The organism is Sphingomonas phoenicis (genome assembly GCF_047238005.1).
Taxonomy (GTDB): Bacteria; Pseudomonadota; Alphaproteobacteria; order Sphingomonadales; family Sphingomonadaceae; genus Sphingomonas.
Window position 1 is genome coordinate 2,425,205 of sequence record NZ_JBDFMC010000002.1, and the last position, 17,596, is coordinate 2,442,800.

General features: G+C 65.7%; 12 protein-coding genes. 3 read left to right on the top strand and 9 right to left on the bottom strand.

The genetic code is table 11. The features are described 5' to 3' along the window. Positions 1-171: 171 nt before the first annotated feature. Entirely contained in the window at positions 172-1,230 is a 1,059-nt protein-coding gene (locus ABC319_RS12795; protein ID WP_413070594.1) for a LacI family DNA-binding transcriptional regulator, read from the bottom strand. 79 nt (positions 1,231-1,309) lie between these two features. Here ABC319_RS12795 and hisD point away from each other — a divergent pair, with 79 nt between their 5' ends. After that, positions 1,310-2,614, top strand: a complete 1,305-nt coding sequence (hisD, locus tag ABC319_RS12800; protein ID WP_413070595.1) for a histidinol dehydrogenase — start codon at positions 1,310-1,312, stop codon at positions 2,612-2,614. Between the two features lie 176 nt (positions 2,615-2,790). Here hisD and ABC319_RS12805 read toward each other — a convergent pair whose 3' ends face one another. Beyond that, positions 2,791-4,068, bottom strand: coding sequence for an MFS transporter (locus ABC319_RS12805; RefSeq protein WP_413070596.1), 1,278 nt, complete (start codon positions 4,066-4,068; stop codon positions 2,791-2,793). 234 nt (positions 4,069-4,302) lie between these two features. On the opposite strand from ABC319_RS12805, the gene ABC319_RS12810 reads away from it, so the two are divergent. Next, complete coding sequence (locus tag ABC319_RS12810; protein WP_413070597.1) at positions 4,303-6,657, top strand: TonB-dependent receptor; 2,355 nt, start codon at positions 4,303-4,305, stop codon at positions 6,655-6,657. Between the two features lie 37 nt (positions 6,658-6,694). Here the strand turns inward: ABC319_RS12810 and ABC319_RS12815 are convergent, their stop codons facing one another. After that, the gene (locus ABC319_RS12815; protein WP_413070598.1) at positions 6,695-7,972 is read right to left on the bottom strand and encodes an amidase; all 1,278 of its coding nucleotides are present in this window, start codon (positions 7,970-7,972) and stop codon (positions 6,695-6,697) included. Between the two features lie 78 nt (positions 7,973-8,050). After that, positions 8,051-9,886, bottom strand: a complete 1,836-nt coding sequence (locus ABC319_RS12820; protein ID WP_413070599.1) for an alpha/beta fold hydrolase — start codon at positions 9,884-9,886, stop codon at positions 8,051-8,053. A gap of 118 nt (positions 9,887-10,004) precedes the next feature. Between ABC319_RS12820 and ABC319_RS12825 the strand changes: the two genes are divergently transcribed. Next, positions 10,005-11,033 carry a cupin domain-containing protein gene (locus ABC319_RS12825; protein WP_413070600.1) on the top strand — a complete coding sequence of 343 codons (1,029 nt, stop codon included), beginning with the start codon at positions 10,005-10,007 and terminating at the stop codon, positions 11,031-11,033. A gap of 448 nt (positions 11,034-11,481) precedes the next feature. Here ABC319_RS12825 and ABC319_RS12830 read toward each other — a convergent pair whose 3' ends face one another. The 5 genes from ABC319_RS12830 to ABC319_RS12850 all read right to left on the bottom strand — a co-directional run bounded on the left by ABC319_RS12830 (position 11,482) and on the right by ABC319_RS12850 (position 17,463). Beyond that, positions 11,482-12,708: a dicarboxylate/amino acid:cation symporter gene (locus tag ABC319_RS12830; RefSeq protein ID WP_413070601.1), complete on the bottom strand. Its 1,227-nt coding sequence runs from the start codon at positions 12,706-12,708 to the stop codon at positions 11,482-11,484. 60 nt (positions 12,709-12,768) lie between these two features. Then, positions 12,769-13,368, bottom strand: coding sequence for an FMN-binding negative transcriptional regulator (locus tag ABC319_RS12835; RefSeq protein WP_413070602.1), 600 nt, complete (start codon positions 13,366-13,368; stop codon positions 12,769-12,771). Then, positions 13,365-14,345, bottom strand: coding sequence for an alpha/beta hydrolase (locus tag ABC319_RS12840; RefSeq protein WP_413070603.1), 981 nt, complete (start codon positions 14,343-14,345; stop codon positions 13,365-13,367). Before ABC319_RS12840 ends, ABC319_RS12835 begins: the two co-directional genes overlap by 4 nt. Positions 14,346-14,465: 120 nt before the next feature. Continuing rightward, a complete protein-coding gene (locus ABC319_RS12845) occupies positions 14,466-15,224 on the bottom strand; it encodes an AraC family transcriptional regulator (protein WP_413070604.1) in 759 nt (252 codons plus the stop codon). A gap of 85 nt (positions 15,225-15,309) precedes the next feature. Beyond that, positions 15,310-17,463: a TonB-dependent receptor gene (locus ABC319_RS12850; protein WP_413070605.1), complete on the bottom strand. Its 2,154-nt coding sequence runs from the start codon at positions 17,461-17,463 to the stop codon at positions 15,310-15,312. Between the last annotated feature and the right edge of the window lie 133 nt (positions 17,464-17,596).

The following is a 17,596-nucleotide window of genomic DNA, read 5'->3' on the forward strand; positions in this document are numbered from 1 at the left end:
ACGCCTTGGCTATCCACCGCTGGTGTCACTGTCCAGCAATAATTGCATCCGAATGCAGTAAAAGTTCATGTTGCCGGATGGCCGGATTTATTGAGCTTCAGCGCATAGTGCGACGCCTTTGACCGGTTGCTGATCGCCAATCTGGAGGCCTGAGATGAGTGCGCAGTCGCGTCAAACCCGAGCCGATTGCCCCGGTACGAACGCGCCGACGAACGAGCGACGCTCGGCCGGCAGATTGGGATCCTCGATCCGTTCCATGAGCATCTGTACCGCCGCTGCCGTCATTCGGCGCACCGGCTGGCGTATCGAGGTGACCTGATAGCTCATCCAGCCGGCAGGCTCCGACCCGTCGAACCCGACCACCGATACGTCCTCCGGCACCTTCAACCCGAGGTCGAAACGACAGCCGTCGATCGCGCCGATCGCCATCACGTCGCTTACGCAGACAAACGCGTCGGTATGCGTCGAAGCGCGTGCCAGCGTCGCCACCGCATCGCGCCCGCTGGCGTAGCTGAAATCGCCGCGAGTGACCGGCACGTCGTGAATGCCAGCCTCAGCAAGTCGGGCGAGCGTAGCTAGGCGGCGCTCCTCGCCGACGGCGCTATCTGCCGGGCCGGCGACGATCGCGAACCGGCGATGCCCGGCGGCAAGCAACCGATCGACCAGCTCGCGCTCGCCCGCCGCCGAATCGCACCATACGCTGGGGGTCAGGTGTTCGCCGGCTGTCCGATTGTAGAGAACGATCGGTATGCCATGTCGCCGGATACCGGCGATCTGTTCATCGTCCAGTCGCGCGGCAGAGATGATGCCGTCGACATCGTGGCGCCATACCTGTTCCAGCAGCTGATCAATCTCGCTCTCCGCGGTCAGTGCGAACAACAGCACGCGGATGTCGCGGTCGGTCAGCTGGCGGCTCAGCTCGGCCAGCACCTCGGGATAATGGAGGTTGGTGAGGCGCGAGATGAACACTGCGACCAGATTCGTTCGCCGGGTTATCAGTGCCTGCGCCAACGCGTTGGGTCGGTAGCCCAGCTCGGTCGCCGCCTTCATCACCTTCTCGCGCGTGGCCGGGGCGATGCTGCCACCGGGTGCGAAGCATCGCGACACGGCGGATTGGGACACTCCGGCCAGCTTGGCGACGTCGTAGGAGGTCGCCCGGCGGATGCCGCCGAAGGCTATTGGCGCTGCCGTGCCCATGTCCGTGTCGCTCTTCTTGCCAGACTTCGCCACTTCACCCCCGTGACATTTGCATTCGAATTCAATATGCGTCTGCCGACGCCACGTCGTGGCATTGCAAAGGAGGATTTGAATGACCGACGTGACACCCAAGGGGTTCGAGCAGACCACCGTCTATGTCAAGGCGCCGGCCCGCGACTCGATTGGAGACCAGCAGGACGTCGCGGGGCTGGTCGAAACCATCCTGGCCGAGGTACGTGCGCGGGGCGACGCCGCGGTCCGCGAATATTCGGTGAAGTTCGACCGAGCCGATGTCGACGTTTTCGAGGTGTCGATGGCCGATCGCGAGGCCGCAGTTGCCGAGCTCGATCCGCAGACCCGTGCCGATACCGAATTCGCGATCGACAATGTTCGCCGCTTCGCCGAGGCGCAGCTGGCGACGATCCTGCCGCTGGAGGTTGAGCCACTGCCCGGCCTGCATCTGGGCCACCGCGTCATTCCGATCGACCGGGTCGGCTGCTACGTGCCGGGCGGCCGTTTCCCGCTGCTATCCGCGCCGATCATGACGATCGTGCCGGGCAAGGTCGCTGGCTGTCGCGAGGTCGTTGCCTGTCTGCCGCCCAACGCGCACCGCGCGATGATCGCGGGCTGCCACTTGTCGGGCGCGGACCGCATCTTCCGCATCGGCGGCGCACAGGCGATCGCGGCGATGGCGTTCGGCACTGGGAGCGTGCCGCAAGTCAACAAGATCGTCGGCCCTGGCAACGCCTTCGTCAACGAGGCGAAGCGCCAGGTGTTCGGCCCGGTCGGGATCGACCAGCTCGCCGGCCCGTCGGAGATCTTCGTGCTGGCTGATGCCAGCGGCGATCCGCGCCTGATCGCCACCGACCTGCTGGCGCAGGCCGAGCATGACGTGCGTACCCGCGTGGGCCTCATCACCACTGACCGCGCCGTCGCCGAGCAGACCGCCGCCGAGGTGAAGCGCCAGCTGGAGACACTGGAGACGGCCAGTATCGCCGGGCAAAGCTGGGCCGATTACGGCGAGATCGTGCTGTGTGCGGACGAGGCGGCGATGATCGCCTATTCGGATCATGTCGCGGCTGAGCATCTCCAGATCCATACCAGCGACGCGCACGGCCTGGCCGCGAAGCTCCGCAACTATGGCTCTCTGTTCATCGGAGAAAATGCGAGCGTGGTCTATTCGGATAAAACGGTCGGCACGAACCATACGCTGCCGACGATGGGCGCGGGTCGCTATACCGGCGGACTGTGGGTCGGAAGCTACGTGAAGATCGCGACGCACCAGTGGCTCGACGACGAGGCGGTGCTGAAGGTCGGCCCCCCCGCCTCCCGCCAGAGCGCCAGTGAGGGTCTGGACGGGCACATGAAAGCCGCGCAGGTGCGTGTCGACCGGCTGCACCAGGCCGCGACCGCCTGACGACGTCCGGGGCGATCCAGCCGGATCGCCCCGCCGTCTGAACCAAGATGATATGAAGCCGGGCCAAGATGTTCCGAAGGGGATTGGCGCGAAGCTCCCTTCCTGACCGTCATTATTCGTCACGGCGGGACCATGCCGGCACGACCGGGAGGCGTCAGCCCGACATCGTCACACTCTCACTCCTTCGGCGACGTCACGAAGGATGGGTCGATCGACGCAGGCGCCGGAATTTCGTCCACCGAACGACCCGGCAGGGTCTCGCGCTGACTCAACCAAATCACTGCCGCTAGCGTGAACGCCACCGCGGCGGAGGCCATCGCCGCGGTCAATCCATACTGTTCCGCCAAGAAGCCGGTGATCAGCGGCGCAAAGAAGCTGATGATCCGCCCCCAGTTGAAGATCGACGCAGCGGTCGATCGCAGGTGTGCCGGGTACAGCTCCGCCAGCCACGGGCCCCAGATCACGCTGGAGCACAATGTCGCACCATATATCAGGCCGACGACCCGAAACAGCAGCACGCTGCCCGGCATTGCGAGATAGGTCAGGATCGCGGCTGAGGCGATCAGGAAGCCGATCGCGTTGAACCGTCGTCCGAAACGGTCCGCGGCCCAGCCCCAGACGAAGCCGCCGGCGATGTTGCCGGCGAACTGCCACGCTACCAGCTCGCCCGCAACCGCCGCGGTCAGGCCGCGCGTTTCTGTCAGATAGGTCGTCAGCCACCCGCTATAGGCCTGATAACCGAAGAAGTTCAAACCGGTCATCGCTGCCAGTAGCAGCGTCTGGCGGCGCACGCTGGGGTGGAACAGTTCGCGTACCGGCAGGGTCTCGCCGCGTACATGGTGGCGATCAACGCTGGACTCGGCCGGGATCAGTAGCAGCACGACGCCGGCGAGCAGCAGCGGCGGAATGCCGCCCAGCCACAGCAGCAGATGCCAGTCGTGCCCGCCAAGCCAGCCCAGCGCCATGCCCAGCGCTACGATCGAAAAGCTGAAACAGGCGTTCAGCGTGCCCGCGACCCGCCCGCGCACCCGCTCCTCGAACAGGTTGACATAAATGCTGACCCCGACCGGGAACACGCCCCCGGTGAATACCCCCAGCACGAACCGCTGTGCGAGCAATTGCGGGTAGCTCGTCACGAGCAGCCCCGATAGCAGCGCCAGCCCATAACCGAAGATGATCGTCGCCCAGACGCGGCGTCGGCCGAACCGGTCGGCGAGTTGTCCGATCAGCACCGCACCGACAAGGGCGCCCGCGCCTTGCGCGGAATAGGTCGAGCCAGCCTGCACCAGACTGAGCCCCAGCGCGCTGCGCTGGAAGGGGCGCAGTACGTCGACGCTGTTCCATGCCCAGCCATACAGGAATTCGCCGACCATCAGCGCAGCGAAGATCAGCAGGCGCCGTTGCCGCGTCAGCGGTACGGCAGTTCCCGTTGCGGCGGCTGCGTCGACACCCATGACCCTGCTCCTTCTGACCGCTTAGATTGCATTCGCATGCGGATGTAAAGTGCCTCATCGATGGGCGGTAAAGTGGTGAGATGTGGCTTCGTAGACACAAAGGCATCATTTGCGGCGTAAATGACGTAAGATTCATAGTTTGTCGGCTTGTGCAGGAATGCATTCGCATGCATTCCTGCACAGTCATAGGGGGGTCGGGTGATGTGGCCCGTAACTGTTCACAGGGAGGCTTTAATGATCGGCACGCACTGGCTACGAACCGCATCGGTTCTCGCGATCGTTCTTACCGCAGCGGCGAGCGCTCCCGCGCTGGCGCAAGAGGCGCCGATCCCGGCATCGGGGAACACTGACGCGACACAGCAATCCTCGTCCTCGACCGACCAGACCGGCGACGTGCTGCCCGGCGACATCGTCGTCACCGCCCAGCGTCGTGCCGAGCGGCTGCAGGACGTGCCGATCTCGATCACCGCGGTCAGCGGCGCCGATCTCCAGCGCCTGCATGCCGACAATGTCAGCCGATTGGAATTCATCGCGCCGGGGTTCACCTGGGGCAGCCAGGGGTCGGATTCCTTCCCTGCGATCCGCGGCGTGCGCACCAGCCTGGTCAGCGCGCAGAACGATCCGGTCATCGGCTTTTACATCGACGGCGTCTATCAGAGCCGCACCCAGCAGCAGAGCATCCCGCTGTTCGATATCGCGCGGGTTGAGGTGCAGCGCGGTCCGCAGGGCACGCTGTACGGGCGCAACACGTTCGGCGGCAATCTCAGCGTCGTGACCGCCTCTCCGACCAACCGCTACGAAGGCGGTCTGAACGTCGATTTCGGCAACTACAATTCCCAACGGATCGACGGCTTCGTCAACACGCCGCTCTCCGATACACTCGCGCTGCGCGTCGCGGGCGTCTATCAGGATCATGACGGCTATGTCCGCAGCACCTCCGGCGTCGAGATGGTCGATCTGAAGGAATATGCCGGCCGCGCCTCGCTGCGCTGGACGCCCGACAGTCGGCTTGAGGTCGAGCTGCATGGCGGCTTCTGGCGCCGCGACGATGCCGGCGCAGGGTCGTACGGGTACAAGGTGGCGGGCACGCTCATCAACCCGCAGACCGGGTACCAGTCAATCAACGGAGTGCCCTATGCGGTGAACCCATCGGTGAAGAACGGCTCGGTGTTGGTCAACGGGGTCGACATCGGCGTCGCGGTAACGCCGGGCGCCTACACGAATGACTGGGACTATCAGCCGTTCGAGCGCATCCGCGAGAATTACGTGTCCGGCACGGTCAGCTATGATCTTGGCGCGGCGACAGTACGCTCGATCACCGGCTACACCTTCTTTCGTGCGCATCGCAGCGCCGACAACGACCAGAGCAGCGTGATCTTCCAGGCGCCTGCCCAAGGCTTCGGTTCTGGCCAGCAGGAACCGAACACCCGTGCGAAGACCTTCACCCAGGAACTTCAGCTGGTGTCGAACAGCACGACGCCGTTCCAATGGATCGTTGGCGCCTACTATCTGAACGACGACATCTTTGAGACGTACCAGCAGAAAATCGACGCGCCGGGATCAACCGTGCCCGGCTTTCGCGCCGATGCCGCACTGAAGACCAACGCGTATGCGGCATATGCGCAGGGCACCTATGCGGTGATCCCCGATACGTTGCGCATCATCGGCGGCATCCGCTATTCACACGAGAAGAAGTCGTTCGACTTCGCCGATTTTGCCGATGGCATTCCCAATACCTATACTTTCACCACGCCGTACAGCGTGACGTCGGGCGCGCCGTCGTTCGACAGCGTCACCTGGCGCGCCGGTCTGCAGTTCACGCCGACCCGTGCGACGATGGTCTATGCCACCGCCTCGACCGGATTTGCGTCGGGCGGCGTCAACGACACCGGCGGCAGCACGGCGATCCCCAATTCCTATGCTCCGCAAAAGGTCGACGCGTACGAGGCGGGTATCAAGAACCAGTTCCTGAACGGCCGCGTGCAGACCGAGCTGGCGCTCTATTACAACCGCTATTCTAACCTGCAGATCAACGTCTATACGCCCCAGGTCTCATACTTTGGCAGCGCCGGCCGCGCGCGCAGCTATGGCGGTGAAGTGACCCTGCGGACGCTGCCGCTCCAGAATCTGCACGTCGACGCGACACTCGCGTATCTCAACGCCGAGTACACTCGCTACATCAGCGGCAACAACTTTTTCGGCGCGTCGAATGGGGCGGATCCGGTGTCGCTCGATCTGGCTGGCAAGCGCGTGCCTCAGTCGCCACGGCTGAAGACCACGCTGGCGGTCTATTACGACATCGACCTGGGCAGCGCCGGCACGCTCGCCCCTTATGCGAATTGGCTGCATTCGAGCAGCTATTTCACGACCGACTATAACACCGTGCTCGATTATCAGCGCGCGTACGACAAGTTCGACGTGTCACTGCGCTGGACCGAGGCGAAGGGCAAGTTCTACGTCGAGGGCTATGGCAACAACGTTACCGACAAGGCGGTGCTGCTGAGCGCGGTGGTCGGTCGTGCGCAGCGCGTGCAGGTGTCCTATGGCCCGCCCGCAACTTATGGCATCCGCGCCGGCGTGAAGTTCTGATCGGACATCCCGGCCGGCCGCAGGGCCGGTCGGGATTTCACTGCAACCGGGGGATCGGCCGTGGGCCGGTGCCTACCTCGATCGCGCGGCCGAGCGCGAACAGGATCGGCTCGGCATGGGACCGGCCGAGCAGTTCGACAGACAGCGGCATACCGCCCGCGGTGGATCCGGTCGGCACGACCAGCGCCGGCCAGCCGCTACACGCCGCCAGCTCCGGCGCCCAGCCACCTTTCGGATTGGCCAGCGATACCGGCAGAACGGCCGAGGGCGGGTAGAGCAGCGCGTCGAACCGGTGCTCCGCCATCATCCGGTCGAGCGCCTCGCGCAACCAGTTATGGCGGTCCAGGATGGCGCTGCGCACCGCCGGGTCGCGGCGATTTACTCGGGCGCGCAGTGTGGCGTCGTAATCGGGCAGAAACTGCCCGCTGGCGATCAGCTCGGCCAGCGAACCGGGCGCGGTGCCGGGCAGGAAGTTGTCGCGCAGATAGCGGTCGAACGCCGGACCGAACTCCTCGTCGACGATATGGTCGCCGGCTGGGATGACCGTATCGGGTAGGGTAGGAGCGTCGGCCACCGCGGCTCCGGCCGATCGCAGCGCTTCGATCGCCGCCGCCACGCCGTCTGCGATCTCTGGCATCGTGCCGAACAGCTGTCGGACCACGCCGACCCGCAAGCCCGCGACCGTAGCGAATTGCATCGGCTGATCGGGGTTCAGGACGGCGAACAGTAGCGCGACATCCTCGACATAGCGCGCGATCGCGCCAACCGTGTCCGTTGACGGAGCGAGCGGGGCCACACCCTCGGTCGGTACGGTGTTCCACGTCGGCCGCAGGCCTGCCAGCCCGGTATAGGCGGCCGGGACGCGAATCGACCCGCCGGTATCGGTGCCGATCCCCACCAGCGCGAAGCCGGCGGCAACCGCGACGGCGGTGCCGCCGCTGGATCCGCCAGAAGTCACGTCCGGTGCGAAGGGGTTGCGGGTATCGCCGCCCAGCGAACTGCGCGAGCGGATCTCGAACGAGAATTCGGACAGATTGGCCTTGCCGACGATCACCGCACCTGCCGCCGTCAGCATCTCGACCACCGGTGCCGTCCGCCGCGGCATCGCCCCCGCCAGCGCCCGGCACCCCGAAGTGGTCGGGGTGCCATGAAGGTCGATATTGTCCTTCAGGACGATCGGCACACCGTGCAGCGGGCCTCGCGGGCCGGTAGCATGGTCGCACGCCCGTGCCGCCTCGGCCGCGCCGGGCAGCACGCGCAGCATCGCCGCCAGCGTCCCGTCATGCGCGGCAATGCGGGCGAGGCCGTCGCGCATCGTTGCCTCCGCGCTCGCCGTGCCCGCATTGCAGGCAGCAACATACGAGCGAACAAGCGACATCGGCGGCGGTGCCGGTCAGCCTGCCGCGCGTTGCAGCGCGGCCAGCTTCACCTGCGCCAGCATCGACAGCTCGTCATATACCGCCCATTCGTCGACGATCTTGCCGTCACGGACATGGTAGTGGTTGACGCCCATCACGAACAGCGGATGCCCGGTCGGCGCGCCCAGCGGGCCATAGCCGAGATGGTGGCCGTCCAGCGTCCAGCGCACGGCATATTTGGTGCCGCCCTCTTCGCTGTCGACCGAGCAAATGTGTTGCGGCACGAAATAGCCGTCGGGGATCAGCGCGACGAGCCGCATCGTCTGCTGCAGCACCGCCGCAACGCCATAATATTCGCGCATCAGCGGCCCGTGCCACTGGCAGTTAGGCGCATAGAGATCGTGGATGCGGCCGAACATCCGCTTGTTGTAGACGTGGTGCAGGTCGCGCAGCAGTTGCGCCTCGCCGTCATTGTGCGCGATCGACAAGTCGGCTTCGGTTTCCGGCGGGTACTGGCCGAGCAGCCGGCGATTCTCCACCACTTCCATGATCGGTTCGCCCGCCTCGAACTTGCGGACGGCGATGTCCTGCGCATAGGCATGCGGATCGAGGCCCAGCTGGATCACCGGCCCCATGTTGTCGCGGACGATCCACTCTTTGTAGATCTTGTTCTCGACGATCATACAGTCGGCGACGGTGCGCGTCAGGAAGGTGCGGCCAGTCGGCTTGCCGTACATACCATATTGGCTGTGTCGGCCCTGCCCGTGCGTCATGTGGCTAGTGTAGAAACCCTCCTGATCGTCGCCGCGCCAGATGACCTGCTGCGCGAGGCCGCGGCGGTCGGGAAATTCTACCAGCCGCTGGATGGTGTCGCGGATGTGTGTCTCGCGATCGTACATCGTGCCCATCGTCGTGTAGGCGACACAATTGTGCGTGTAGTGGCTGTAGATCAGCCCGACGTCACGCTCGTCCCAGATGCGGTGCGTGCAGCGGACGATATAGTCGACAATGTCGGTGTAGATCGGGTCGAAGCCGCGCATGCCCTGCACTCGCTCACGGTCGGTCGGAACCAGCTGGGTAAAATCGCGGCGCTCGACCTGCAGGACGGTGCCGGTTTCTGCCGGCGGCGTGGTCTTGGTCATGGGATCTCCTGTGCGGATCGGGAATGTGGGGAAAGGTGTAGCGGCGTGGTCGACCCGCGCCAGCCAGCCAGCGACATGGCCGGCGACCGCGTCCGGCGCTTCCAGCGGCGCGAAGTGGCCGGCGCCGTCGATCAGCGCGAGCGTGGCGTCGGACAGGCCGTCGGCCAGTTCCCGCTGAAATGACGGCGGGCAGATCGCGTCCTCGGCACCCGCCAGCACCAGCGCGGGCATGGCAAGCCGTGCCAGCCGGTCGCGCTTGTCGCTGCGCGCGCCGGCCAGCCGCTCCTGCGCGGCATGGACGACGGCACCGACGTCTTCGGCCATTGCCGTCAGCAGCCGACGCAGGTCGGCATCGTCGGCCCGCGCCGGCGCGATCGATCGCGGCCATGCCGCTGCCACCGCGGCGGCAGGCGGCCCGGGATTTGGCGGCGCATCGGCGGCGCGCGCGCGGGCATTGCTGTCGAGCAGCGCCAGCCCGGCCACGCGTGCGGGCGCCAGCAATGCCATTTCCAGCGCCACCAGCCCGCCGAGCGAAAAGCCGAGCAGCGCGAAGCGAGGCGGTGCCTTGTCCAGCAGCGTGCGGGCCAGCGCTTCCGGATCATCGCCGTCGACCGCGAGTACCAGCACGTCCCGCGGTGCGAGCCGGTCCAGCAGCGGCGCGAACAGCCGCGAATCGCAGAGCGTACCGGGCAGCATTACCAGCGGCACGGCGGCGACGTCGTGCGGCATTGTCAGGGGTGGCCGGATCGGGGAAGTCACTGGAGGTTGGCCTGTCGCCTTGCATGCGGATCGCAGTTGGTCTAGCTGTTCTGCATTCGGATGCAAGAGCGTTTCCCGAGACCCGGAGATGGACGTGAACTGGACTGAGGAAGCCATGAAGGCGAGACTGGTGCGCTACGCGGACCTGGTGCCATGCCGCACCGCGTTCATCGACACCCGCACCCCGGGCTCGACGGAGAAGGAAAACTTCACAATCATCGGCGCCGGCGTTTCGGAGAGCGCCGACCAGCATGTCCATATCACCGAGCGACACGGCTTCAACATCGGTGCCGCGCGCCAGCCGTTCGGCTGCGTCAACTCTCAGCACAGCCACGACACCGCCGAGGTGTTCGTCGTCCATTCCGGCCATTGGCGGCTTCCGTTCGGTCCCAACAAGGAAGATGGGTCGATTGATATTGGGCCAGGCGACGTTGCATCGGTGCCGATCCACATGTTCCGCGGCTTCGAGAAGCTGGACGAGGGCGTCGGTTTTCTGTGGACTGTGCTGGGCGAGGACGATCCCGGCAAGGTAACGTGGGCACCAGCGGTGTTCGAAGCGGCAGCCGGCCATGGCTTGAAGCTGGCCAAGGGCGGGCGGCTGATCGACACGTCGCAGGGCGAATATACGCTACAAGATGTCGAGCTGGCCGAGGCCACGGACACCGACGCCGCTGGCGAGCTGAAGACGCCGCCGATGGACAAGCTGCGCGAGTGCGTCGTTGCGGCCGATGCAATGGAGGGTAATCCGAACTCGCCGCTGGCGGCCAACGGCGTTGCCGAGGCGCCAGTCATCATTCCGGAATCAACAGGCGACGGCTTTGTCGCCGGTCCGATCGTTGGCTGGTGGCCACACGGCTTCAACCTTCGCCGCCTGACCCTGACGTCCGGCGCTTATGTGCCGCAGCACGCCCGACGCGAGGTTGAGGTAATCTTCGTCCACGCCGGGACGCTGGAGGTCAGCTGGGACGGCGGCGCGATCGTCATGGGTGCGGGCGATACGCTGAGCGTGCCGATCGGCTTACCGCATGCACTGCGAAATACGGCGTCAGTCGATTTGGTCGCGTTTGTCGTCCGTGGTGGCGATGCGCCCGCCATGCCGGAGTTTGTGGATTACTGATGAAGCAGTCTTGCCGACAGGGCGGACACAAGCCGCGCTCGAAGTATCCGGACAGTTCGTTCGGCCGTCGCGCGAGACCGCGAATATCCCGTCACCAGGTACGGGCCCGACTGCCTCTCCACCGCGTCGCAGATGAACAGGCTGCTTGCGACGCTCGAGGAGGTCGCGCGCAAGGTTTCGCGGGCAGTGGCGGATGCCCCACCTTTGCAATGGATCCCACGAGCCGACTCCAGCTCCGCTGAGGGGGCAGGGAGGCGGCTGGTTCATTCATATGGACCAGCAGTCGGTTCGGGATAATCGTCCTCCGGCGCTGAATGGCCGCATGAGATCTCACATGAATTATCTCCACGACCGTTCAGCCGCAGCAAGCCTCTGTACGTGGCAAATTGCCTCATCCGGCTGGTCGATTTTGCTTCGCGGCAAGGCCTCCAAGGCTCGGCGGGGCCGCCTACTCGGGTGATTGAACCCGGCGGTTGACGATCACGGTGAGGCCGACATCTGCGGTAACGTTCCCGACCGTGCGGAAGATGTCGGGCAGGGTTTCCACCGCGAGTAACAGGGGCAGCAACTCGACCGGGACGCCCATCGCCAGGCAGACCGGCCCGATCGTCGTGAAGAACGACACCTGGCTGGGAAGCCCGACAGCGGCCAGGCTGACGACGGTCGCGACGACCATGCCGACGAGGAACAGGCCAGGACCGATCGCTATTCCGTGGAGCGCCGCGACGTAGAGCGCGACCGCAAAGTTGGCGGCCGCACTGGTGATGCGAAAGATCGATACCGCCATCGGCAGCACCATGTTGCGCACCGGCTCGCCGACGGAGAGCGGGCCGCCGGCCGCCTCGATCATCGCGGGAAGGGAGGCGATCGACGACTGGGTGCTGAACGCGATGGCCTGCGCGGGTGCGATCGCGCGCGCGAAGCGGCCGATACCGATCCTGCCGGCAATCCCCACGACCGGGTAAACCAGCAGCGTTACGGCAACGCAGGCAGCGACCACGATCGCGACGTAGTGGATCAGCGTGCCTGCCGCGGCCATGCCCGCCCGGGCACCGGCAACGGTCGCCAGCGCAAAGACTCCGGCAGGGGCCAGCCACAGGACCCAATGGACGATGACCATCAAGGTGTCGGTCACGCCCTGGAACCAGTCGACCAGCCCGGTGCGACGATCCCGCTCGATCCGGGTAGCGGCGAATCCGAACAGCAGCGCGAACACGACCACGGGCACCATTTCGCCCTCCGCCGCGGATTTCACGGGATTGGTGGGAATGAAGCTCAGCAGCCATTCTCCCGTGATCGCGGTAGCCTGGGGGGACAGGGTGGACGCCAGTCCCAGATTACCCATCGCTCCCGGTGCGACCGGCCAGACCGACAGCAATCCCTGCACCACCAGCCCCGACACGAGCGCGGAGGCGGTGAGACCGATGGCGATGAACAGCAGCGTCCGGCCAGCGACGCCGCCCGCGCGTGCCGCATCGGCAGCCGAGCCGACGCCGGTCACGATCAGGGCGAACACCAGCGGCACGATCGTGACCCGCAATCCGCCGACCCACGCCTTGCCGATCAGTTCGGCAACCGGAATCACGATTTCCCGGACGCCACCGAACCGCGTCACGACGAGGCCGACGACGAGCCCTGCGACCAGCGCAGCCAGGATACGCCGTGTCAGCGACATGACCCGGCCCTCACAACGATCCCGCCGGCACGAACGGCCCATGGTGTGTGCGGACCGGCATCACTGCGCCGGATCCATCATGGCGCGCGCGCTGCCCTGGTCCAGCATCGCACGCGCCAATCGCCGATCGGGGTGCCCGCGGACGATTTCCGCGAAGGTGTCGTCCGCCTCGTCCTGGCCCAGTTTGAACGTCGCCTCGCACGCCGTCACCGTGGCGCGGAACGCGACGATGTGCTCGATCAACGTGGCGTAACGGTCCCCCATCGCCTCGACCTGCCATGCCCCCTCCGGCTCGAGATGGGCGGCCAGCCGGCGCAGGGCGGCATCGTTCTCGGCGGGTACGAACGCGATATCCGCGATGATACGTACGGCGGCATAGTTCCAGGTCGCGCCCCATCGCGGCCTCGACACCAGCGTCGGCGAGACGTAGCCCTGCGGCCCGGCGAACAGGATCAGGGCGGCGGGATCGCGCTCGAACATCGCGACCTGCGGATTGCGGCGTGCATAATGGCCTAATAGCGAGATCAGCCGACCCTCCGCATCGCATTCCGCCAGCAACGGGAGCGGCGTCGCCTCGAAATCGCGCGATACCACCCATGCCAGCGGATATGCGGCAATCAACGCGACCACGTCTTGCGGCGAGCGGGGTGCGAAGCTCATGCGGGCTGCGCGTGCAGGCGCTGCGTCAGCCAGCGGGCGGCATCGTCGAACGCCCGGTCGGCGAGGGTCGACACCGACACCGCCTCCAGGAAGCTGTGGGTGGCGCCCGCATAGACCTGCATCGTCACCGGCACGCCTGCCTCGGCCAGGCGCGATGCCATCGCCCGATTGGCGTCCGCGAGAATGTCGCACTCCGCGACCGCCAGAAACGTCGCGGGCAGGCCCGCCAACATCGCCCTGGCAGGAACGACATAGGGGTCGTCCAGCGCCTCCGCCCCGGGGACGTAATTCATCCAGAATCGGTCCATCTCGGCGATCGTCAGCATATAGGCAGGGCCGTCGTAGCAAGCGTAGCTGGGCTGCTCGACGGGATCGAACGCCCCATAGTTCAGGAGCATCGCACGCGGCAGCTGCTCCCCGCGGTCGCGCAGCGCGAGGCACGCCGCGACCGACAGGTTCGCGCCGGCCGAGTCGCCGCCCACCGCCAGCGCCTCCGCATCGATGCCATAGGCGGCGGCATCCCGGCGGAGCACGCGCAGAGCCTCCACCACCTCGTTCAGCGCGGCGGGGTATTTCGCCTCGGGCGACAGGCTGTAGTCGATGCCGATCACCACCACGCCGGCGCGGGCGGCGTATTCGCGCATCAACCGGTCGTGCGTGTCGATGCTGAACATCGTCCAGCCGCCGCCATGGATGTACAGCATCGCCGGCAGCGCCGCCTCATCGGCGCCCGGCGCCACCGGATAATGGAGCCGGGCACGGCAGCCTGCGATCACCGTCTCCCGCGTTTCCGCCATCACCGGTCCACCGGCCCGCCACCGTTCGCGCACCGTTTCCGCCGCCGCCCGCCGTGCGGGCAGGGGCAGCGCGTCGAAGTCGGAGAACTGCCCGTAGCCGTGGTTCAGGGCGACGACGAAACGGCGGATTTCGGGATCGACATCGTCATGCTCGGCCAGCGCCTCAACCGTGAGATCCATGGATTGATCCTGCTCCTTGTCCGGGCACTGGCGGCCCGTGTCCTGTTGACGGGGATGGCGCCGGCACCCGAGCGAGCCGACGGGGCATGGCGTGGCTGCCCGACGAACGTCGGCCAACGCCTATGGCAAAGCGTACATGCTCGGCGGCACGCCATAGGCGCGGCGGAACATGGCGGTGAAAGCGCTGGGACTGTCGTACCCGACATCGAAGGCGATCGTCGTGACGGGCCGGCCCGTGGCCATCAGCGACAGCGCCTCCATCAGGCGCACCTGCTGACGCCAGACGGCGAGCCCCATTCCCGTCTCTCGCTTGAAGGCACGGGTGAAGGTGCGGCGCGCCATTCCCGCTATTCGCGCCAACTGGTCGACATCGCGATTGTCGGCCGGATCGGCCAGGATTTCCTTGCAGACCCGCAGCAGCCGCGGGTCGGCCGGCATCGCCGCGCCATAGGGGGCGATCGGCATCGTCGCGATCTCGTTCAGCAGTACCTCGACGATGCGGCCCGGCTGGCCGTCGATATCGTAGTCGTGGCCGAACGACACCACCTTCAGGATCAGAGCCCGCAGGAAGTCGCTGACCTCGATCACCCGGCACTCGGGCGCCTGCACATACCGCGCCGGATCGACGTAGAGGGTCCGCAACGACACCGCGCCACGGCACGACACCTCGTGTGGCATCCCCGCAGGCAGCCACACCGCCCGTTGCGGTGGCACGACGAAACTGGTCGCCGGGGTCACGACGGACATCACGCCCGAACAGGCATAGAGCACCTGGATCCGGTCGTGGGCATGGACCGGATCGACGAACCCGGCCGGGTACTCGTCGGTCAGGCCGCATACCGGCAGCCCGCACCTTTCGAAGCTGCCGGAATGCTGCATGGCCCCGATCCCCCGGATGTGGTCGTGATCGTTGCGAAACTGCCATCTTTAAGCACCAACGGCAATCATTCTCCGGGCCCGGGGATCAGCGAAGCCCGAACCGCAGGCTGGCGCCGATGGTGCGAGGGCGAGTGACGCTGCCGGCGAACGAGAAGGGGGCGTTGAGGATGCCGTATTCGTCGAACAGGTTCTTGGCGAACACTCCCGCCTCGATGCCGTCGGTTACCCGGATAGAGGCATTCAGGTCGATCAGGCTGTAATCGCCCTTCTGCAAGGTCGCACCGAAGGCCACCGGCGCCTTCGACAGATAACGATGGGCGATGCCGATGCGCGGGCGCAGCGGTGAATCGCGCAATTCGAAATCGAGCTGGTTGGCGATGATCCAGTCGGATGCGCCCGGCAGCTGCGTCCCTGCCGCATAGCCACCACCGGGGGCGAAGCTGTCGGGCAGCAGGCTGGACAGACGGGCATCATTGTAGGTGAGGTTGGCGGTGTAGGTGAGATTGCGTGACGGGCGGAAGGTCATCGACAGTTCGATGCCGTCGATCTTCGCGCCGCCGCCGTTCACGGTGTAGGCGTTGAAGTCGTTGGGCGTGAACAGGCGCGACTGGATGTCGTTCCATTTGATGTGGAATGCCGCGACGTCGAACGACATCGTGCCCGGCACCAGATCGAAGCGTGCACCTACTTCATAGTTCTGGGTCGAGTCGCTGTCGAAGTCGAGCGGAACACCCGTCGCAACGGCATAGGTGTTGATGCCGCCGATCCGGAATCCCTCCGAATACAGGCCGTACACCGTGAACCGGTCGTTCGGCTTGTACCGCAACGACACCTTGGGGATGAAGCCGGATTCCTTTCGGGCACCCGGCTGATAGTCGAACGGCGCGATCAACGCGGCGTTCGGCAGGAACTGGAGCCGGGGCCGCGACTTGTACTCGAACAGCCGACCGCCGACGGTGAGGGTGACCGTGTCGGCCACCGTGTACGACAGTTCGCCAAAGGCGGCGAGTTCGCGGACGCGGCTGGTGCCCCTGGTGCGGCGCAGCAGATCGCCGGGCGCGAGCAGGCTGCCCGGCTGGCCCCCAAACAACCCCGGATTGGCATCGATATAGGCGCCGATGCCCTCGACGAAGGCGCCATCGGTCGATGTCGAACGCAACCGCGTATAGTTGCCGCCGATCAGCCAGGTGAACGGACCATCCCCGCTCGACGCCAAGCGCAACTCGCCATAGTCGGTGGTCGACTTGCCGACCGAGCTGGACAGTTGCGGCGTATCGGTCCGCGGATCGTTGCCGCCGAAGATCGAATCGTCGAAGGCGAGATCCGCCTTCTTGATGGTGTGACTGCCGACGGCGGTGAAATTGGCGAAACCAAGCTCCTGGTCTAGGCGGAGGCTGTACAGCTGGATCTCGGTGTCCTGGAACTCGTCGACATTGGTGTTGCGATCATAGGTCTTCGGATCCGTGCCGAACAGGACGTAGGTCTGATCGTCCAGATCATATTCCTGGTACATGCCCAGGGCGGAGATCCTGGTCGTCTCGGTCGGGGTGAAGACGATCGAGCCGCGCAGGCCGCGGACCCGCAGGTCGTTGCTGCCCTTTTCCCCGGTGCCGATATTGGTCAGATATCCCGCGTCGTATCGCTGCAGGGCGACGACGCGCACCGCCAGCTTGTCCTGCACGATCGGCAGGTTGAACATCGCCTTGGCCGCATAGCTCGCCGCGCCGGATCGACGGGTCGACGACACGATCCCCTCTCCGCCCACATCAATGGCCGACGGATCGGCCTCGTTGACGACATAGTTGATCGCGCCGCCCAGCGACGACGATCCGAACAGCGTCCCCTGCGGACCGCGCAGCACTTCGACCTGCTTCACGTCGAACGAATCGATGTCGGGGATCACCAGCGGGAAGCCCGGCTCCACCAGCGGGATCTGGTTGATGTAATACCCGGTCGTGGCCTGATTGGCCTCGTGATAGGTCGTCGACGCGACCCCGCGGATCACCACCTCCGATACGCCGGGCTGGTAGTCGTTGAACACGACGCCTGGCACGCGGGTGATATAGTCCGACAGGCTTTGCGCATTCAGCCGCTGGAGGTCCTGTTGCGTCACCGCCGAGACCGACCCGGCAACGTCGCTCGCCGCTTCGTCACGCTTCGTCGCGGTCACGACGATCTCGCCGTCGTCGCTGTCCGCCGCCGGCCCCGACTGCGCGGCGGCGAGCGAAGGAGACAACATTATCAAAGCCAAGGCGATCCGGCTCACCCGGCAGGTGAATGAAACATTGTTGCGCAATGCTGCCCCCTATATTCTGTCTGGGGCCAAGGTTACGGTTATTTGACTCTCTTTCGAGCGCCATGATTGCGCTAGC

Coding starts and splice junctions, on each gene's coding strand:
- ABC319_RS12820 (WP_413070599.1), bottom strand. CDS start 9,886: ATGCCGCACGACGTCGCCGCCGTGCCGCTGGTAATGCTGCCCGGTACG.
- ABC319_RS12815 (WP_413070598.1), bottom strand. CDS start 7,972: ATGCGCGACGGCCTCGCCCGCATTGCCGCGCATGACGGGACGCTGGCG.
- ABC319_RS12825 (WP_413070600.1), top strand. CDS start 10,005: ATGGACGTGAACTGGACTGAGGAAGCCATGAAGGCGAGACTGGTGCGC.
- ABC319_RS12850 (WP_413070605.1), bottom strand. CDS start 17,463: ATGTTGTCTCCTTCGCTCGCCGCCGCGCAGTCGGGGCCGGCGGCGGAC.
- ABC319_RS12830 (WP_413070601.1), bottom strand. CDS start 12,708: ATGTCGCTGACACGGCGTATCCTGGCTGCGCTGGTCGCAGGGCTCGTC.
- ABC319_RS12805 (WP_413070596.1), bottom strand. CDS start 4,068: ATGGGTGTCGACGCAGCCGCCGCAACGGGAACTGCCGTACCGCTGACG.
- hisD (WP_413070595.1), top strand. CDS start 1,310: ATGACCGACGTGACACCCAAGGGGTTCGAGCAGACCACCGTCTATGTC.
- ABC319_RS12840 (WP_413070603.1), bottom strand. CDS start 14,345: ATGGATCTCACGGTTGAGGCGCTGGCCGAGCATGACGATGTCGATCCC.
- ABC319_RS12835 (WP_413070602.1), bottom strand. CDS start 13,368: ATGAGCTTCGCACCCCGCTCGCCGCAAGACGTGGTCGCGTTGATTGCC.
- ABC319_RS12845 (WP_413070604.1), bottom strand. CDS start 15,224: ATGCAGCATTCCGGCAGCTTCGAAAGGTGCGGGCTGCCGGTATGCGGC.
- ABC319_RS12810 (WP_413070597.1), top strand. CDS start 4,303: ATGATCGGCACGCACTGGCTACGAACCGCATCGGTTCTCGCGATCGTT.